Source organism: Pseudomonas sp. TH10, from assembly GCF_016651255.1.
Lineage (GTDB): Bacteria > Pseudomonadota > Gammaproteobacteria > Pseudomonadales > Pseudomonadaceae > Aquipseudomonas.
Genome location: NZ_JAEKEG010000019.1, coordinates 1 through 17,722, shown reverse-complemented (window position 1 = coordinate 17,722; position 17,722 = coordinate 1). Strand labels below are relative to the sequence as shown.

Annotated in this window: 14 protein-coding genes and 2 pseudogenes; 3 read left to right on the top strand and 13 right to left on the bottom strand. The window is 58.9% G+C overall.

Annotated features, from left to right (window positions below):
* Positions 1 to 139: 139 nt before the first annotated feature.
* The 3 genes and pseudogenes from JFT80_RS02420 to JFT80_RS23725 form a co-directional block, all read right to left on the bottom strand.
* A pseudogene (locus tag JFT80_RS02420) lies at positions 140 to 1,503 on the bottom strand (aspartate aminotransferase family protein).
* A gap of 55 nt (positions 1,504 to 1,558) precedes the next feature.
* Complete coding sequence (locus JFT80_RS02415) at positions 1,559 to 2,917, bottom strand: glutamine synthetase family protein (RefSeq protein WP_008085328.1); 1,359 nt, start codon at positions 2,915 to 2,917, stop codon at positions 1,559 to 1,561.
* A gap of 36 nt (positions 2,918 to 2,953) precedes the next feature.
* Positions 2,954 to 3,244: a glutamine amidotransferase gene (locus JFT80_RS23725; RefSeq protein WP_242482753.1), complete on the bottom strand. Its 291-nt coding sequence runs from the start codon at positions 3,242 to 3,244 to the stop codon at positions 2,954 to 2,956.
* A 278-nt stretch (positions 3,245 to 3,522) separates the two neighbouring features.
* Here JFT80_RS23725 and JFT80_RS02405 point away from each other — a divergent pair, with 278 nt between their 5' ends.
* The gene (locus JFT80_RS02405; protein WP_007913842.1) at positions 3,523 to 4,899 is read left to right on the top strand and encodes a glutamine synthetase family protein; all 1,377 of its coding nucleotides are present in this window, start codon (positions 3,523 to 3,525) and stop codon (positions 4,897 to 4,899) included.
* 297 nt (positions 4,900 to 5,196) lie between these two features.
* Positions 5,197 to 5,835, top strand: a complete 639-nt coding sequence (locus tag JFT80_RS02400) for a TetR/AcrR family transcriptional regulator (RefSeq protein ID WP_122841081.1) — start codon at positions 5,197 to 5,199, stop codon at positions 5,833 to 5,835.
* Between the two features lie 200 nt (positions 5,836 to 6,035).
* Here the strand turns inward: JFT80_RS02400 and JFT80_RS02395 are convergent, their stop codons facing one another.
* The 9 genes and pseudogenes from JFT80_RS02395 to JFT80_RS02355 all read right to left on the bottom strand — a co-directional run bounded on the left by JFT80_RS02395 (position 6,036) and on the right by JFT80_RS02355 (position 14,855).
* Entirely contained in the window at positions 6,036 to 6,251 is a 216-nt protein-coding gene (locus tag JFT80_RS02395) for a molybdopterin-binding protein (protein WP_003229256.1), read from the bottom strand.
* A 30-nt stretch (positions 6,252 to 6,281) separates the two neighbouring features.
* Positions 6,282 to 7,087, bottom strand: a pseudogene (gene ssuB / locus JFT80_RS02390) (aliphatic sulfonates ABC transporter ATP-binding protein).
* Positions 7,084 to 7,866 (bottom strand): aliphatic sulfonate ABC transporter permease SsuC, encoded by a 783-nt coding sequence (gene ssuC / locus JFT80_RS02385; RefSeq protein ID WP_201146805.1) that lies wholly within the window; start codon positions 7,864 to 7,866, stop codon positions 7,084 to 7,086. The pseudogene ssuB and the gene ssuC overlap by 4 nt, the downstream one beginning before the upstream one ends.
* An 8-nt stretch (positions 7,867 to 7,874) precedes the next feature.
* Positions 7,875 to 9,023: an FMNH2-dependent alkanesulfonate monooxygenase gene (ssuD, locus tag JFT80_RS02380; RefSeq protein ID WP_141125856.1), complete on the bottom strand. Its 1,149-nt coding sequence runs from the start codon at positions 9,021 to 9,023 to the stop codon at positions 7,875 to 7,877.
* A 25-nt stretch (positions 9,024 to 9,048) separates the two neighbouring features.
* Positions 9,049 to 10,029 (bottom strand): sulfonate ABC transporter substrate-binding protein, encoded by a 981-nt coding sequence (locus JFT80_RS02375; protein WP_201146804.1) that lies wholly within the window; start codon positions 10,027 to 10,029, stop codon positions 9,049 to 9,051.
* A 101-nt stretch (positions 10,030 to 10,130) separates the two neighbouring features.
* Positions 10,131 to 10,724 carry an NADPH-dependent FMN reductase gene (gene ssuE / locus JFT80_RS02370; protein ID WP_201146803.1) on the bottom strand — a complete coding sequence of 198 codons (594 nt, stop codon included), beginning with the start codon at positions 10,722 to 10,724 and terminating at the stop codon, positions 10,131 to 10,133.
* 279 nt (positions 10,725 to 11,003) lie between these two features.
* A complete protein-coding gene (locus JFT80_RS02365; protein ID WP_201146802.1) occupies positions 11,004 to 11,642 on the bottom strand; it encodes a peroxiredoxin in 639 nt (212 codons plus the stop codon).
* A gap of 183 nt (positions 11,643 to 11,825) precedes the next feature.
* On the bottom strand, positions 11,826 to 13,160 hold the full coding sequence (locus JFT80_RS02360; protein ID WP_201146801.1) for an OprD family porin: 1,335 nt from the start codon (positions 13,158 to 13,160) through the stop codon (positions 11,826 to 11,828).
* 366 nt (positions 13,161 to 13,526) lie between these two features.
* Complete coding sequence (locus JFT80_RS02355; protein WP_122841072.1) at positions 13,527 to 14,855, bottom strand: OprD family porin; 1,329 nt, start codon at positions 14,853 to 14,855, stop codon at positions 13,527 to 13,529.
* Positions 14,856 to 15,205: 350 nt separating this feature from the next.
* On the opposite strand from JFT80_RS02355, the gene tauA reads away from it, so the two are divergent.
* On the top strand, positions 15,206 to 16,192 hold the full coding sequence (gene tauA, locus JFT80_RS02350; RefSeq protein ID WP_201146800.1) for a taurine ABC transporter substrate-binding protein: 987 nt from the start codon (positions 15,206 to 15,208) through the stop codon (positions 16,190 to 16,192).
* A 47-nt stretch (positions 16,193 to 16,239) separates the two neighbouring features.
* Here tauA and argA read toward each other — a convergent pair whose 3' ends face one another.
* A complete protein-coding gene (gene argA / locus JFT80_RS02345; RefSeq protein WP_201146799.1) occupies positions 16,240 to 17,538 on the bottom strand; it encodes an amino-acid N-acetyltransferase in 1,299 nt (432 codons plus the stop codon).
* Between the last annotated feature and the right edge of the window lie 184 nt (positions 17,539 to 17,722).

Sequence of the window (17,722 nt, the reverse complement as noted above, 5' to 3'; positions counted from 1 at the left end):
ACATTGTTCAGCGGCCGAACCCGGACAACTGGAACCGCGGCTAGTCTGGCAAGATCCGAGGCGGTCTTTCAAGAAAAGACCAGCCTTTCTGACAGCTTTGAGCGAGAGCGCCGCAGCTCCCCCGCTCAGAGCCTAGCACCTAGCCCTGCAACGCACTGAGGGTCAGGTCGAGGCATTTGCGTGCCTTTGTAACCAGCTCATCGATCTCCGCTTTGCTGATGACCAGCGGCGGCGCGATGATCATGGTGTCGCCCACAGCGCGCATGATCAGGCCGTTGTCGAAGCAGAACTGGCGGCAGATCATGCCGACGCCCTTGCCTTCGTAACGCTTGCGAGTGGCCTTGTCCTGCACCAACTCGATTGCGCCCAGCAGACCGACCCCGCGAACTTCACCCACCAACGGGTGATCGTTCAGTTCCCGCAGACGTTTCTGCAAATACGGTGCCGTTTCGTTATGCGCGTTCTCGATAATTTTTTCGTCGCGCAGAATGCGGATGTTTTCCAGACCGACCGCTGCCGCCACCGGGTGACCGGAGTAGGTGAAGCCGTGGTTGAAATCGCCGCCTTCGTTGAGCACTGCCACCACTGAGTCACGGACGATCAGGCCACCCATCGGGATATAGCCGGAGGTCAGGCCTTTGGCGATGGTCATCATGTCGGGCGCAAGGTCGTAGAAATCGCTACCGAACCACTCACCGGTACGGCCGAAACCGCAGATCACTTCGTCGGCGACGAAGAGAATGTCGTACTTGGCGAGGATTTCCTTGATGCGCGGCCAGTAGGTCTCAGGCGGAATGATCACGCCACCGGCACCCTGGATCGGCTCGGCAATAAAGGCACCGACGTTATCAACGCCGATTTCCAGAATTTTTCTTCCAGCTGGTTGGCAGCCCACATGCCGAACTCTTCAGGCGTCATGTCGCCGCCTTCGGCAAACCAGTACGGCTGAGCGATGTGGACGATGCCCGGAATCGGCAAGTCGCCCTGTTCGTGCATATAAGTCATGCCACCGAGGCTCGCGCCGGCCACGGTCGAACCGTGATAACCGTTCTTGCGACTGATGATGACTTTCTTGTTCGGCTGGCCCTTGATCGCCCAGTAGTGGCGAACCATGCGCAGCATAGTGTCGTTGCCTTCGGAGCCGGAACCGGTGAAGAACACATGGTTCATGCCTTCTGGCGCAACGTCGGCGATGGCCTTGGCCAGTTCCAGTGCCGGCGGGTGCGCGGTCTGGAAGAACAGGTTGTAGTAAGGGAGTTCGCGCATCTGTTTGGCGGCAGCATCAGCCAGTTCATCGCGACCGTAACCGATGGCCACACACCACAGACCCGCCATGCCGTCGAGGATCTTGTTGCCTTCGCTGTCCCACAGGTAAACGCCCTTGGCGTTAGTGATGATCCGCGGGCCTTTCTCTTTCAGCTGCTTGAAATCGCTGAACGGCGCCAGGTGGTGATCATTGCTGAGCGCTTGCCACTCGCGGGTTTGCGGGTTGTTGCTGGTCATGCCAATTCTCCTTGTTATCGGTGAAGGCGCGGCTTGTGAGGCCGCGCCCGGCGTATCAGACGGCGAAGAGCAGGTACTCACGCTCCCACGAACTGATCACGCGCTTGAAGTTTTCATGCTCGGCCCGCTTGACCGCGACGTAGCCTGTGATGAAAGTCTTGCCGAGGTATTTCTCGACGGTGGTGCTGTTTTCCATACGCTCCAGTGCGTCTTCGATGGTCAACGGCAGGCGCAGGTTGCGGCGCTCGTAACCACGGCCAACCACAGGCGCGCTCGGGTTGAGGCCCTCGACCATGCCGATGTAACCGCAGAGCAGGCTCGCGGCAATCGCCAGATAAGGGTTGGCGTCGGCGCCCGGCAGGCGGTTTTCCACCCGACGGTTCTGCGGGCCGGCATCCGGTACGCGCAGGCCCACGGTGCGGTTTTCTTCGCCCCACTCCACGTTCACCGGCGCCGAGGTGTCTGGCAGGAAGCGGCGGAACGAGTTGACGTTCGGGGCGAACAACGGCAACAGCTCAGGGATCAGTTTCTGCAAACCGCCGATGTGGTGCAGGAACAGCTGGCTCATGGTCCCGTCTTCATTGGAGAAGACGTTCTTGCCGGTTTCGATATCGATGATGCTCTGGTGCAAGTGCATCGCACTGCCCGGCTCGCCGGTCATCGGCTTGGCCATAAAGGTCGCGGCCACGTCGTGCTTCAGTGCGGCTTCACGCATGGTGCGTTTGAACACCAGGATCTGGTCGGCCAGCGACAGGGCGTCACCGTGACGGAAGTTGATTTCCATCTGCGCCGTGCCGTCTTCATGGATCAGCGTGTCGAGGTCCAGCTCCTGCAATTCGCACCAGTCGTAGACGTCTTCGAACAGCGGGTCGAATTCGTTCGCCGCTTCGATAGAGAACGACTGACGACCGATTTCCGGACGGCCCGAGCGGCCGATTGGCGGCTGCAACGGATAGTCGGGATCGTCACTGCGCTTGGTCAGATAGAACTCCATCTCTGGCGCCACGATCGGCTGCCAGCCCTTGTCGGCATAGAGCTTGAGGACTTTCTTGAGGACGTTGCGCGGCGACAGCTCGATCGGGTTGCCTTGCTTGTCGTAGGTGTCGTGGATCACCTGGGCGGTCGGCTCGATGGCCCACGGCACCATGTACACAGCGTTCTGGTCGGGGCGGCAGATCATGTCGATGTCGGCCGGGTCGAGCAGCTCGTAATAGATGTCGTCTTCGACATAGTCGCCGGTCACGGTCTGCAACAGCACGCTCTCGGGCAGGCGCATGCCTTTTTCGGCGATGAACTTGTTGGTCGGCGAAATCTTGCCCCGGGTGATACCGGTCAAGTCGGCGATCATGCATTCGACTTCTGTGATCTTGTGGTCTTTCAACCAATCGGTGAGCTGGTCGAGGTTGTTACTCATAAATGCCTCTGGGCTGAGTCTCCTGACTCTGATAAGTCAGGCGTTGTTTGACGCATCGGCGTCGTGTGGTACAGATTGCCCTTGCAATTGCCGGGCACATGAATGCTCGCCTCGAAAGAAGCGTGGGGCAACAGGTGTATGGGTGAGGCGTGCACAATTACCGGCAGTCTGCGCTACGAAGTACGGGCCGCTGGAGTAAAACGGTTCTATATTGGATGCAGAGCCGGTAAAGAGAATGCCATCCAGACCGTCCAGAATATCGGACGCTGCCAGCTGATCGGTCTGCCGTGAGCAGTCGGTGATGCCGATTAACGGCAGGCGAGACATGAAGCACCCCGGTATTATTGCTGTTATGGGTTTGATCGGAGCTTAGCCTTGTTCATTTTTTTACACAACACCCCCGTAAAAAATACAACACGGCCTGCTCAAGCCTGCGGGTGGCAAGCGTCTCAATGACTGAAAAGCGCCTCAAAGTGCCCCATAAATGCCCTCGCGGCGCTTTTTTAGGGCAAAAAAGGCCTCGCTTGACTTCGGCAGGCCGTTCGGGTTGACTGAAACCAGAAAAGATCAATGATTGATATTTTTAACAACAAAGGTGTTGCATCATGTCGGTACCCCCGCGTGCCGTTCAGCTTAACGAAGCGAACGCGTTCCTTAAGGAACATCCTGAGGTTCTGTACGTTGACCTTCTGATTGCGGATATGAATGGTGTGGTGCGCGGCAAGCGCATCGAACGCACCAGCCTCCACAAGGTTTACGAGAAAGGCATCAACCTGCCGGCCTCTCTATTTGCTCTGGATATCAATGGTTCGACGGTGGAAAGCACCGGCCTGGGCCTGGACATCGGCGACGCCGATCGTATCTGCTATCCAATCCCCGATACCCTGTGCAACGAGCCATGGCAGAAGCGCCCTACCGCGCAACTGTTGATGACCATGCACGAACTCGAAGGCGACCCTTTCTTCGCCGATCCGCGCGAAGTGCTCCGTCAAGTTGTTGCAAAGTTTGACGAGCTCGGTTTGACCATCTGCGCCGCATTCGAACTCGAGTTCTACCTGATCGACCAGGAAAACGTGAACGGCCGTCCGCAGCCGCCACGCTCGCCGATCTCCGGTAAACGTCCGCACTCGACGCAGGTCTACCTGATCGACGACCTCGACGAATACGTCGACTGCCTCCAGGACATTCTGGAAGGTGCCAAAGAGCAAGGCATCCCGGCCGACGCCATCGTCAAGGAAAGTGCCCCGGCGCAGTTCGAAGTGAACCTGCACCACGTCGCCGACCCGATCAAGGCGTGCGACTACGCGGTACTGCTCAAGCGTCTGATCAAGAACATCGCCTACGACCATGAAATGGACACCACCTTCATGGCCAAGCCGTACCCGGGCCAGGCAGGTAATGGTCTGCACGTACACATTTCGATTCTGGATAAAGAAGGCAAAAACATTTTTGCCAGCGAGGATCCCGAGCAGAACGCCGCGCTGCGTCACGCGATCGGCGGTGTGCTCGAGACCCTGCCCGCGCAGATGGCTTTCCTCTGCCCGAACGTCAACTCCTACCGTCGTTTCGGCGCTCAGTTCTACGTGCCGAACTCGCCGTGCTGGGGCCTGGACAACCGCACCGTGGCGATTCGCGTACCGACTGGTTCTTCCGATGCCGTGCGTATCGAGCATCGTGTAGCCGGTGCCGATGCCAACCCGTATCTGTTGATGGCTTCTGTTCTTGCAGGCGTGCACCACGGCCTGACCAACAAGATCGAGCCGGGCGCGCCCGTCGAAGGCAACAGCTACGAGCAGAACGAGCAGAGCCTGCCGAACAACTTGCGCGATGCCTTGCGTGAGCTGGACGACAGCGAGGTGATGGCCAAGTACATCGATCCGAAATACATCGATATCTTCGTCGCCTGCAAGGAAAGCGAGCTGGAGGAGTTCGAACACTCCATCTCCGACCTTGAGTACAACTGGTACCTGCATACCGTTTAAGCGGATGTAGCTGCAAAAAAAACGCCGTCGGCTGATTCAGCCAACGGCGTTTTTTTATGGCCGCCTGCGGCGGATCGCTGGCAAGCCAGCTCCCACAAGTCACTTGCCGTACACAAAATGAGTGTTTCGCTGGAAATCCTTGAGAGCTGGCTTGCCAGCTCCCACAAGTCACTTGCCGCACACAAAATGTGTGTTTCGCTGGAAATCCTTGTGGGAGCTGGCTTGCCAGCGATGGCGGCCGACAAGACAACACATCACCCGGCTCGTACAATGCCCCCTGCCCCGCAGGAGTCTCCAATGACGCGCACCGCCACCGTCCGCAAACCTCGCGCCCGCAGCCAGGCGCGGATCGATTCCATACTCGACGCCGCCCGTACGCTGCTGGCCGCCGAAGGCGTGGGCAGCCTGTCGATCTACAGCGTGGCCGAGCGCGCCGAAATCCCGCCGTCCTCGGTGTATCACTTTTTCGCCAGCGTACCGTCCTTGCTCGAAGCGCTGACGGCCGACGTCCACGCCGCTTTCCGGGCATGCCTGCAAGCCCCCATCGACCACAACGCCCTCAGCGGCTGGCGCGACCTGTCACGCCTGGTGGAGCAGCGCATGCTCGACATCTACAGCGACGACGCCGCCGCCCGACAATTGATTCTTGCCCAGCACGGCCTGACCGAAGTCACCCAGGCCGACCGCCAACACGACATCGAGCTGGGCGAACTGATGCACAAGCTTTTCGATCATCACTTCGAACTGCCGAAGTTGCCGAGTGATGTCGATGTGTTTGCGCTGGCGATGGAGCTGGGGGATCGGGTGTATGCGCGTTCGGTGCAGCAGCATGGGCAGATCACGCCGCGCATGGCTGAGGAAGGGATGCGGGTGTTTGATGCGTATCTGGGGCTTTATCTGCCGCCTTATATGCCCAAGCGCGCTCACTCAATCTGACTACGGCACGTGTCATGCTGGCCTCATCGCGGGCCAGCCCGCTCCCACAAGAATCTCCAGCGAACACAGATTTTGTAAGTGACACATCAACCTGTGGGAGCGGGCTTGCCCGCGATGGCCACACCGCTGACTCCACTGAATCACGCACACAAAAACCCGAAGGGCTCACACCCTCCGGGGTTGTGCGCAGTGCACGCCCTTTACAACTTGGCGATCGACACCTCGGTGGATTTCACGAACGCGATCACTTCACTGCCCACCACCAGCTCAAGCTCTTTGACAGAACGAGTGGTGATGACTGAAGTGACGATGCCCGAAGCGGTCTGCACGTCGATTTCCGACAGCACGTCGCCCAGCACGATTTCCTTGATCGAGCCTTTGAACTGATTACGAACGTTGATGGCCTTGATAGTCATGAGGTTGTTCCTGTCGTTGGATAAGGTGAGTTATTGCGCCCAACGCAATTGCGTGGGCAATGGTGAAACAGGTTCCGGTTCCGGCGGCTCGCCGGGCAGTGACAGCACGCGGTTGAGGACTTCGGTCTCCAGCGCCGCCAGCCGGTGGGAACCGCGAACCCGAGGGCGCGGTAGTTCCACGTGGAGGTCGAGGCCGACTTCACCCTCTTCGATCAGGATGACGCGGTCGGCAATCGCCACCGCTTCGCTGACGTCGTGGGTCACCAGCAACACGGTAAAGCCGTGCTGCTGCCAGAGACGTTCGATCAGTTGCTGCATTTCAATGCGGGTCAGCGCGTCAAGTGCGCCGAGCGGTTCGTCGAGCAACAGCAGCCGCGGCTGATGAATCAGCGCCCGAGCCAGCGCAACACGCTGCTTCTGCCCGCCGGACAACGCGGCTGGCCATTCGTTGGCGCGATCGGCCAGGCCAACCGACTCCAACGCGTCCAGTGCTTGTGGCCGCCAGTTGCCCTTGAGCCCTAGGCCAACGTTGTCGATAACTTTTTCCACGGCAGCAGACGCGCTTCCTGGAACATCAAGCGGGTGTCTTCCAGCGCAGCGCTCAAAGGCGCCGAACCCGCCAGCAAGTCGCCGCCAGTCGGTTGATCGAGGCCGGCGAGCAAGCGCAGCAAAGTGCTTTTGCCGCAGCCACTGCGCCCGACTACGGCGACGAATTGCCCCGCCGGAATGTGCAGATCGATGTCGCGCAGCACTTGCCGTGCGCCGAAGGTTTTCTGCAGGTTGCGCACTGCCAGCGGAATCCCGCGCAGCAGGCGTGGAGGTTGTTGAGCGGTCATGCCGCACCTCCCTTGGCAACCTGATAAGCCGGATGCCAGCGTAACCACACACGTTCAAGTCCACGGGCTGCGAGGTCGGCGAGTTTGCCGAGCACCGCGTAAAGCAGGATCGCCAGCACCACCACGTCGGTCTGCAAAAACTCGCGGGCGTTCATCGCCAGATAGCCGATGCCGGAACTGGCCGAAATGGTTTCGGCGACGATCAGCGTCAGCCACATAAAGCCCAGGGCGAAGCGCACACCGACCAGGATCGAAGGCAGTGCGCCCGGCAGGATCACCTGGCGGAACAGGCTGAAACCGGACAAACCGTAACTGCGTGCCATCTCCACCAGCGCCGGATCGACGTAGCGGATGCCGTGATACGTGTTGAGGTAGATCGGGAACAACGTGCCCAACGCCACCAGGAAAATCTTCGCAGACTCATCGATGCCAAACCACAGGATGACCAGAGGAATCAGCGCCAGGTGCGGCACGTTGCGCACCATCTGCACCGAACTGTCGAGCAGGCGCTCGCCCCACTTCGACAGGCCCGTGATGAAACCCAGCACCAGACCGATGCTGCCGCCGATGGTGAAGCCGAGGGCCGCGCGCCAGCCGCTGATCGCCAGGTGCGTCCAGATTTCGCCGCTGCGCACCAGACTGACGCCTGCCTCGATCACCGCCACCGGTGCCGGCAGAATCCGCGTCGACAACCAACCGGCGGACACGGACAACTGCCACACCGCCAGCAACAACACCGGCAACGCCCAGGGCGCAAGGCTGTGGATGATTTTCTTCATGGCGCGCCTCAGCTCTGCGACGCGGCTTTGGGAAGAATGTCGTTGGCGACCATCTCGCCGAACGGGCTGACGTAACCGGCGCTTTTCGGCAGTTCCGGACGCTCGATGTCGAGGTGCGGGAACAACAGTTCAGCGACGCGATACGACTCTTCGAGGTGTGGATAACCGGAGAAGATGAAGGTGTCGATGCCCAGGTCTGCGTATTCCTTCACGCGAGCCGCCACGGTTGGACCATCGCCCACCAGTGCCGTGCCGGCACCGCCGCGCACCAGGCCAACACCGGCCCACAGATTAGGACTGACTTCGAGGTTATCGCGGCTGCCACCGTGCAGTGCCGCCATGCGCTGCTGGCCAACCGAATCAAAGCGCGCCAGCGAGGCTTGAGCACGAGCGATGGTCTCGTCGTCCAGATGCGAGATCAGCCGATCTGCGGCTTGCCACGCTTCGGCGTTGGTTTCGCGGACGATCACATGCAGACGAATGCCGAAGCGTACGGTGCGGCCGAGCTTGGCGGCTTTGGCGCGAACCTGTGCAATCTTCTCGGCAACCGCTGCAGGCGGCTCGCCCCAGGTCAGGACCATTTCCACTTGTTCGGCGGCCAAGTCCTGCGCCGCTTCTGACGAGCCGCCGAAGTACAGCGGCGGACGCGGTTGCTGGATTGGCGGATAGAGCAATTTGGCGCCCTTCACGCTGATGTGCTGGCCGTCGTAGTCAACGGTTTCGCCTTCCAGCACACGACGCCAGATACGCGTGAATTCCACCGAGGCCTGATAGCGCTCTTCGTGGCTGAGAAACAGTCCGTCGCCGGCCAATTCTTCCGGGTCACCGCCAGTCACCAGATTGAACAGCGCACGACCACCGGACAGGCGATCCAGCGTCGCGGCCTGGCGCGCTGCTACTGTCGGGGAAATGATCCCGGGGCGCAGGGCAACCAGAAACTTCAGGCGCTGGGTCACCGGGATCAGCGACGCCGCCACCAGCCACGAGTCTTCGCAGGAGCGGCCGGTAGGAATCAGCACGCCACCGAAGCCCAGACGATCCGCCGCTTGCGCGACCTGTTGCAGATAACCGTGGTCGACGGCGCGAGCGCCTTCGGCGGTGCCAAGGTAATGGCCGTCACCGTGGGTAGGCAGGAACCAGAAGATATTGAGGCTCATGGAGTGGTCTCCTTGGGGATTCGAATTACTGGGCTTGGGTGGCCGAGCTTTGGGCCACAGCGGCCGGTGGTGTCCAGATCACATCCTTGATGCTCAGCGGCTTGGGAATCAGCTTGAGCTGGAAGAACGTGTCAGCGATTTTCTGTTGCGCGGCGACCACTTCCGGGGTCAGGAACAGCGCGCCGTAGCCCTGGCGTTTCACCGACGTCAGGGTGATGTCTGCCGGCAGGCCGAGCAGTGGCGCGACCTGTTCGGTGACCTCTTGAGGGTTGGCTTTCGACCACTCGCCGACGGCGCGCACTTCCTCGACGAGGGCCTTGATCACCTCGGGATTTTTCTGTGCGTAAGGCTTGGTCGCGAGATAGAACTGGTGGTTGTCGACGATGCCTTTACCGTCGCGCAGGGTGTGCGCTTGCAGTTGTTTCTCGGCGGCGGCCTGGTACGGATCCCAGATAACCCAGGCGTCGACGCTGCCACGCTCGAACGCGGCGCGGGCATCGGCCGGCGGCAGGAAGACGGTTTGAATGTCGGTGTATTTGAGGCCGGCGTCTTCCAGTGCACGTACCAGCAGGTAGTGAACGTTGGAGCCTTTGTTCAGCACGACTTTCTTGCCTTTGAGATCAGCCACCGATTTGATCGGCGAGTCTTTCGGCACGAGGATCGCTTCGCTGTTCGGCGCCGGCGGCTCGTAGGCGACGTAGAGCAAATCAGCGCCAGCAGCCTGGGCAAACACGGGAGGGGTTTCGCCGGTCACGCCGAAATCGATCGAACCGACGTTGAGGCCTTCGAGCAATTGCGGGCCGCCGGGGAATTCAGTCCATTGCACGTCGACGCCTTGGGCGGCCAGACGTTTTTCCAGGGTGCCCTTGGCTTTGAGCAGCACCAGCGTGCCGTATTTCTGATAACCGATCCGCAATGTCTCGGCTTGAGCTTGAGTGATGGCGCCGAAGGTGACAGCCGCAGCAAACAGAGCGACCAGACCACGACGCAAAAATACAGTGCGCATAGCGCTCTCCTTTTTGCTGTTGGGTTTTGGCTGCACCTGCTTGCCCGTTGGCGGGCGAGTAAGGTGGAGTGAAGCAAATTCAGGGTAGATTGAGTGCGGGCTCAAATGCTCCAGCGAGCACTCAGCAAACGTTCATTCAACAGGTTCGGATCGATTGGTTTCGGCCGTCGCGCCATGGCGATAAGAAACAGCTCCAGTGACTCACCGAGTCGTTGTTCCAGCTCAGGCGCCAACTGCGCCTGGGCGCTGCCCTCGCCGTAAGCGATCTGACTGTCCACGGCGAAAATCCCGTGCAACATTTCCTGGGCTTTGAGCGCCGACAGCACCGGTTTGAGCGCGTAATCCACCGCCAGCATGTGCGCGATACTGCCGCCGGTAGCCATGGGTAAAACCACTTTGTGGTCCAACGCACGCTCGGGCAGCAGGTCCAGCACGGTTTTCAGTGCACCGGAGAACGAGGCCTTGTAAACCGGCGTAGCGATCAGCAGGCCGTCAGCGTTTTCAATCTGTTGCAGCAGGTCGATCACCTTGGGGCTATCGAAGCGTGCATGCAGCAAGTCTTCGGCCGGGAAGTCCCGTACCTGGTAACTCACCACTTCCACACCTTGCTCGCGCAACCAGCGCTGAGCGTGGTCCAGCAGCACTCCGGAACGGGAGCGTTGGCTAGGACTGCCACCGATTGAGACAACCAGCATTCAGGAATTCCTTAAGCTATTTTGGCAATTCGCAGTGTGCGATCTCGCTTTGATGGAGTGACCTTAACAGCTGATTGTTATATCTATAAATCATATTTATTCATTTGGTTATTCGATTAAGAGATATAAAGAGACTGGATGTCCAGGCGAAAAAAAGGCCGTCTAAACGGCCTGAAATCCCCTGCTTTGTGGTGTGTTCGAAAAGATCGCAGCCTTCGGCAGCTCCTGCAGGACCCGCCTATCCGTGTAGGAGCTGCCGGAGGCAGCGATCTTTGATTTTCAACGATTGGGTTGCGGCGTCAGGCGCAGGTATGGCTTCACGGCGCGATAGCCCTTCGGAAAGCGCTTCTTGATCTCTTCCTCGTCCTTGAGCGACGGCACGATCACCACCTCGTCACCGTCCTGCCAGTTGGCCGGCGTGGCCACTTTGTAGTTATCGGTGAGTTGCAGCGAATCGATCACTCGCAAAATCTCGTGGAAGTTGCGTCCGGTGCTCGCTGGATAAGTAATGGTCAGGCGAATCTTCTTGTTCGGGTCGATCACGAACAGCGAACGCACGGTCAGCGTGTCGTTGGCATTGGGGTGGATCAGATCGTACAGATCCGAGACCTTGCGATCGGCATCCGCCAGGATCGGGAAGTTGACGAGGGTGTTCTGGGTTTCGTTGATGTCTTCGATCCATTTGTGGTGCGAGTCCACCGGGTCGACCGACAGCGCGATGGCTTTGACGCCGCGCTTGCTGAACTCGTCCTTGAGCTTGGCGGTGAAGCCCAGTTCGGTGGTGCACACCGGGGTGAAGTCCGCCGGGTGAGAGAACAGCACGCCCCAGCTATCGCCCAGCCACTCGTGAAAACGAATCTTGCCGGCGCTGGAATCCTGTTCGAAGTCGGGGGCGATGTCGCCGAGTCTGAGGCTCATGGTGCTGCTCCTGATGAGTTGTTGGAGACCTCAACTGTAGCTTGGGATTTGGCATCATGAAAAAGAATAAATATCGATTCGTTTAGAATTAGAATGCATATAAAAAGCCAGTTAAAAAACACAAAAAACCCCGCCCGGCAGGGTGCCAGGCAGGGCGTTTTTACTTCAGTAACGCGAGCGCTATTACAACAGCGGGATCGAATAGCTGAGGATCAGGCGGTTTTCGTCCTGCGAACGGGTGTTAGGCAGGTCGGTGCGCCAGGTAGCATTTTTCCACATGAAGCCTACGTTTTTCAGCGGGCCTTCCGGTACCACGTAAGCGAGGGTGAAGTCGCGTTCCCACTCGGAGGCACCCGAGGCAGCTTGTTGGCCGTTGGTGCCCACGGTGTCGATATCGTCACCTCTGAGGTACACAGCACCAGCAGTCAGACCAGGCACGCCGACTTTAGCGAAGTCATAGGAGTAGCGTACTTGCCAGGTTTTCTCGCCAGCACGGCCGAATTTCTGGATCTGCATGTCGGTGATGGTGTAGTTCGACGAACCGTCGCCCTGGTTCAGCCAAGGGAAGTCGCTACTGCCGTTGCTGACCTGATAGCCACCGCCGAAGGTGTGCCCTGCAACGGTGTAAAGGAACAGACCGCTGTACAGGTTGTTGGAGACTTCACCGCGACCATTACGCAAGCCTGTGTAGTTGCCCGAACTGTAGTAGTTCGAATCTGTGCCGTTTTTTCCGTCATCAGAGCTATTGAAGTAACGCAGGTCAGACTTCAATACACCTGGGCCGATTGCCCAGTTGTGAACCAGACCCAGGAAGTGCTGCTTGTAGAAGTCTTCCAGGTTGCCGTAGTAGTACTGGGCAGTCAGGTCTTTGGTGATCTTGTAGTCACCACCGGCGTAGATGAACTTGTTGCTGTTGGCGACGCGAGCGTTGGCACCGCCGATCGACAGCTGCTCTTCGTTGCTCGAGTTACGACCTTTCACGTGCTCGACTTGACCACCGACCAGAGTCAGGTCCTTGATCTCGCCGGAAGTGATCTGGCCACCCTGCCAGGTTTGTGGCAGCAGACGACCGTCGTTGGTGACGATGACCGGGTTCTTCGGCTGCAGAGTACCCAGCTTCAGTTCGGTCTGGGAGATCTTGGCTTTGGCAGTCAGGCCCAGGCTCGAGAAGTTATCAACAGCTTCGCCGTTGGACTTGCTCGGGAACACAGTGCCGCCGTAGGAAGTCGAGGTAGCACCGTTGGTGCCGCCGCCCGAATCCAGCTTGACGCCCAGCAGGCCGATCGCGTCGATACCGAAGCCGACGGTGCCTTGGGTGTAACCGGAGATGAAGCGCAGATCGAAGCCTTGGCCCCATTCTTCGTTTTTATTGGCGCCGGTACCGTCACGGTTATCGGTGTTGATGTAGAAGTTGCGCAGGCCCAGGGTGGCCTTGCTGTCTTCGATGAAACCGGCGGCGCCTGCCTGCTGCGCCAAAACCCCTACGGCCACAGCCAGGGCCAAAGTGGACTTGTTCATTGTTTCGCTCCTATCGTCTCTAATTTTTTTCGGTCCAGAGTCGAATGCTCTGGATCCTGAAATGCGCGGTGACCGCAAACCACGGTTCATCGCGTGATGCGTCTACCCCGGGCGTCTGACCAAGGGGAATGGGGCCCGCATGGTAAACGGATAAAAAATAATTTCATTCTTTTAATGCCATTCAGGAATAAGGGAATGGCATTTATGCGTGTCAGGCCACCGGTATCGGCCCCAGAGGAACGCACTTTAGGGCTTCGCGCTAAAAGCTAAAAAGAATAATAAATTACATACTAAGACCCAATTTGAATATAAGAAATAATCCAAAAAAAGCCCCGCCAGCTGGCAGGGCTTTTTCCGTGTTGGGTGTTACAGGAAGCTATAGGTGTAGTTGAAAATCACGCGGGTCTGGTCTTGGGCGGAGATGTTGGTGTCGCCGCGGTAGGTGCCGTGACGCAGGGTCGTACCGAACCCCTTGAGCGCGCCGGTTTGAATCACGTAGTCCACGCGCAGGTCGCGCTCCCACTCGGTCTGGTCTTTGCCAACGCCGTTGGTGGCCTTGATGTCCTCGCCACGCAGGTAAGCGGCCGAGGCCTTCAGGCCTGGGACGCCCAGGGATGCGAAGTCGAAGGTGTACTGACCGAATGTGGTGTTCTCGCCTGCACGTACGAAGCCGTTGATCATGGCGTCGGTGAACGAGTAGAAGCTCGCACCGCCGGCTCCTTCGTTGCGACCATTGCCGTCGAGCACGTTGCCCTGGTTCAGGTAGACGAAACCACCGTCATCGCTGACACGCTGATGGCCCAGCAAGAATGCGTTCGGACCCAGGGTGTAGGTGAACATGGCGCTCCAGGTCTGGTTATCCACCTCGCCCGGATTCTTCGCATAACCGCCGTTGTTGTTGAAGCGGTAACCCGCATCACCGTTCTTGCCGTCGGAGCTGCTGTCGAAATAGCGCAGGTCAGTCTTGAACGACTGGGTCGCGCTGATCGGGTAGACGTGTACCAGGCCCAGGAAATGCTGCTTGTAGTAGTCTTCCAGATTGGCGTAGTAGTACTGCAGCATCAGGTCTTTGGTGACCTTCCAGTCAGCACCACCGTAACGGAATTTGTTGCTTTCTTCAGTGCCACCAGCGACTGCCAGACCGGTGGTGTTCGACGACGCTCGACCCGCGGCGTGCTCGAGCTGGCCGGCGTTGAACGTGACGTTGTCGATTTCCTTCGAGGTGATGGTGCCGCCTTCGAAGGTCTGTGGCAGCAGGCGGCTGTCGTTCGCGATCAGTACCGGCATGCTCGGTTGCAAGGCACCACCGAGGTGGGCTTCGGTTTTCGAGATGCGTGCCTTGACGTTACCCGCTACCCGGCTCCATGGATCGGATGCCGAGCCGTCAGTGTCACTTGGGAAGAACGAGTTGTTGTCCGGGTGATGACCGCGACCACCGTCCAGATGAATGCCGACCAGCGCCTGGGCATCAAAGCCGAAGCCGACTGTGCCTTGGGTGAAGCCCGACAGGTAATCGAACTTGAGGCCCTGAGCAGTTTCGCGCTGATCGTTGGCGGCGCCTTCGCGAGTGTCGGCGTTGTAATACATGGTGCGAGAACTGACGGAAGCCTTGCTGTCTTCAATGAATCCGGCGGCGCCTGCCTGCTGCGCCATTACCCCTACGGCCACGGCCAAGGCCAAGGTGGACTTGTTCATTTTTAAGCTCCTCTCGTTTCTAATTTTTGTATTCCTGGCCCTGGGTCAAATGCCCGGGATCCTAGGATTTGCGATTAGCGCCAGACCGTGACCTGCAAGTCAATCGTAACCGTATGTGACTACGACCATGGTCTAATCCCCGGTGAATCCAGCGTCGGCAGATAAATCCGTTTTGCATAAATCCAATACGAAGCATCCGATGTTTTTTAATAGCCTTTAGGAACTGAACGCAGCGCGCGGTCCGTTGAACGCAAGCCTATAAGCTAATTCCCAAAAGATATTTATTAGCCGTTTTTTAGATCGATTAGATTTAACGGAAATCCGCATTTCCTCTCATCGAAGACCTGGCCATGACAATCAAGCGCGCACTATCCATCCCAATTGTTACAGTTTGTGTATCGGCTTTAATTTCTTTTAACGCCGTCGCCGCCAACCTGACCGTGGGATATCAGACCGGGATTGATCCGAGCAAGGTGCCGCAGGCCGACGGCCTGTATGAGAAAACCATTGGCCAGAAAATCGATTGGCGCCGCTTCAACAGCGGGCCAGAGGTGGTCACGGCCATTGCTTCCGGGGATGTGCAGATCGGGAATCTGGGCTCCAGCCCGCTGGCCGCCGCGGCTTCGCGGAACCTGCCAATCGTTGCCTTCATCGTTTCGGCGCAGATCAATGCCGCCGAGGCGCTGGTAGTCCGTAACGGGAGCGGGATCAATAAACCGGAAGATCTGATCGGCAAGACCATCGCCACGCCCTTCGTTTCCACCTCTCATTACAGCCTGCTCGGCGCACTGAAGCATTGGGGCCTGGACACCTCGAAAGTCAAAGTGGTGAACCTGCAACCCGCGGAAATCGCCGCTGCGTGGAAGCGCGGTGATATTGATGGGGCATTTGTCTGGTCGCCGGCTCTGGGCGAAATCCGCAAGACCGGCAAGACCCTCACGGACGCTGCGCAGGTCGGTCAGTGGGGTGCGCCCACCTTTGAAGTCTGGGTCGCCCGTAAAGACTTCGCCGAGAAGCATCCTGACGTTGTAGCCAAATTTGCCAAGGTCACTCTAGACGCGTTTGCCGATTACGCCAGCCATAAAGACAGCTGGACGGCAGACTCCGAGCCGGTGCAGAAAATCGCCAAATTGACCGGTGCCAATGCCGCCGACGTGCCGGAATTGCTCGCAGGCTCAGCGTTCCCGGATGCCAAGGCACAGCAGACCACCGCGCTGCTGGACGGAGGCACGGCGAAGGCGATTGGCGAGACCGCGAAGTTCCTGAAGGAACAGGGCAAAGTCGAGACGGTGCTGCCAGATTATTCGGCGTACGTCAGCTCTAAATACGTGGAATAAACGCAATCCCCGTAGGAGCCTGCGGCAGCTCCTACAGGGGGATTGCGTTACAGGGTTTTTTCGAAGATTTTCGAGTTGCGCTGATAGTTGTACAGCGACGCCCGCGCCGCCGGCATACGCTCGACGCTGCTCGGCTCGAATCCACGTTCGCGGAACCAGTGCGCAGTGCGGGTGGTGAGGACGAATAGCGTTTTCAAGCCCTGCGCGCGGGCGCGGGTCTCGATGCGTTCCAGCAGTTCATCACCGCGACCACCATGGCGATACTCCGGATTCACCGCCAGGCACGCCAGCTCACCGGCATCCGAATCGGCAATCTGATACAGCGCCGCACAGGCGATGATCATGCCTTCGCGCTCGACCACGCTGAACTGCTCGATCTCGCGCTCCAGCACTTCGCGCGAACGCCGTACCAGAATCCCCTGCTCTTCCAGCGGGCTGATCAAGTCGAGCAAGCCGCCGACATCTTCAATCGCCGCCTCGCGCACCAGTTCGAATTGCTCTTGTGCCACCAGCGTACCGCCACCGTCACGGGTGAACAGCTCGGTCAGCAGCGCACCGTCTTCGGCATAACTGACAATATGACTGCGTGCTACACCGCCACGGCAGGCCTCGGCGGCGGCATCGAGCAGTTCGCCCTGATAATTGCTGCCCAGGCGAAGCAGGTGCGCCGGCACCTGTTGCGGACGCAACTCACGCACCAGTTTGCCGTTCTCGTCGATCAGACCGAGGTCGGCGCCGAACAGCAGCAGCTTGTCGGCACCCAGGTCGATAGCGGCGCGGGTGGCGACGTCTTCGCAAGCGAGGTTGAAGATTTCCCCGGTCGGCGAGTAGCCCAGCGGCGACAGCAAAACGATCGAACGCTCATCGAGCAGACGATTGATGCCTTTGCGGTCGACCCGGCGTACTTCGCCGGTGTGATGGTAATCAACGCCTTCGAGCACGCCGATCGGCCGCGCGGTGACAAGGTTGCCGCTGGCCACGCGCAGGCGCGAGCCCTGCATCGGCGACGAGGCCATGTCCATCGACAGCCGCGCTTCAATGGCGATACGCAATTGGCCGACCGCGTCGATCACACACTCCAGCGTTGCCGCATCGGTGATGCGCATGCCGTGATGGTAATGCGGGGTCAGGCCGCGAGCGGCGAGGCGCGCTTCGATTTGTGGACGGGAACCGTGCACCAGCACCAGGCGCACGCCCAGGCTGTGCAGCAAGACGAGGTCGTGGACGATGTTGCCGAAATTCGGATGCTCCACGCCGTCGCCGGGCAGCATGACGACGAAGGTGCAATCGCGGTGGGCATTGATGTAAGGGGACGCGTGACGAAGCCAATTAACGTATTCGGGCATGAACCTGGGCCTGTAATAAATAGCAGCCGAAAAAAGGGCGAAACGAAAAACGCACAGCGGGCTGATGGTTATCGTCGGAACTGTAACTGCGCTTCCACCTCGCGGCTACCGGATTAACAGCACCCATTGCGACGTTGCCACGACTTGTTTACGTCTTTGATGTTCTGCAGCAGATCAAAGATCA

Coding starts and splice junctions, on each gene's coding strand:
- JFT80_RS02415 (WP_008085328.1), bottom strand. CDS start 2,917: ATGAGTAACAACCTCGACCAGCTCACCGATTGGTTGAAAGACCACAAG.
- JFT80_RS23725 (WP_242482753.1), bottom strand. CDS start 3,244: ATGTCTCGCCTGCCGTTAATCGGCATCACCGACTGCTCACGGCAGACC.
- JFT80_RS02405 (WP_007913842.1), top strand. CDS start 3,523: ATGTCGGTACCCCCGCGTGCCGTTCAGCTTAACGAAGCGAACGCGTTC.
- JFT80_RS02400 (WP_122841081.1), top strand. CDS start 5,197: ATGACGCGCACCGCCACCGTCCGCAAACCTCGCGCCCGCAGCCAGGCG.
- JFT80_RS02395 (WP_003229256.1), bottom strand. CDS start 6,251: ATGACTATCAAGGCCATCAACGTTCGTAATCAGTTCAAAGGCTCGATC.
- ssuC (WP_201146805.1), bottom strand. CDS start 7,866: ATGAAGAAAATCATCCACAGCCTTGCGCCCTGGGCGTTGCCGGTGTTG.
- ssuD (WP_141125856.1), bottom strand. CDS start 9,023: ATGAGCCTCAATATCTTCTGGTTCCTGCCTACCCACGGTGACGGCCAT.
- JFT80_RS02375 (WP_201146804.1), bottom strand. CDS start 10,029: ATGCGCACTGTATTTTTGCGTCGTGGTCTGGTCGCTCTGTTTGCTGCG.
- ssuE (WP_201146803.1), bottom strand. CDS start 10,724: ATGCTGGTTGTCTCAATCGGTGGCAGTCCTAGCCAACGCTCCCGTTCC.
- JFT80_RS02365 (WP_201146802.1), bottom strand. CDS start 11,642: ATGAGCCTCAGACTCGGCGACATCGCCCCCGACTTCGAACAGGATTCC.
- JFT80_RS02360 (WP_201146801.1), bottom strand. CDS start 13,160: ATGAACAAGTCCACTTTGGCCCTGGCTGTGGCCGTAGGGGTTTTGGCG.
- JFT80_RS02355 (WP_122841072.1), bottom strand. CDS start 14,855: ATGAACAAGTCCACCTTGGCCTTGGCCGTGGCCGTAGGGGTAATGGCG.
- tauA (WP_201146800.1), top strand. CDS start 15,206: ATGACAATCAAGCGCGCACTATCCATCCCAATTGTTACAGTTTGTGTA.
- argA (WP_201146799.1), bottom strand. CDS start 17,538: ATGCCCGAATACGTTAATTGGCTTCGTCACGCGTCCCCTTACATCAAT.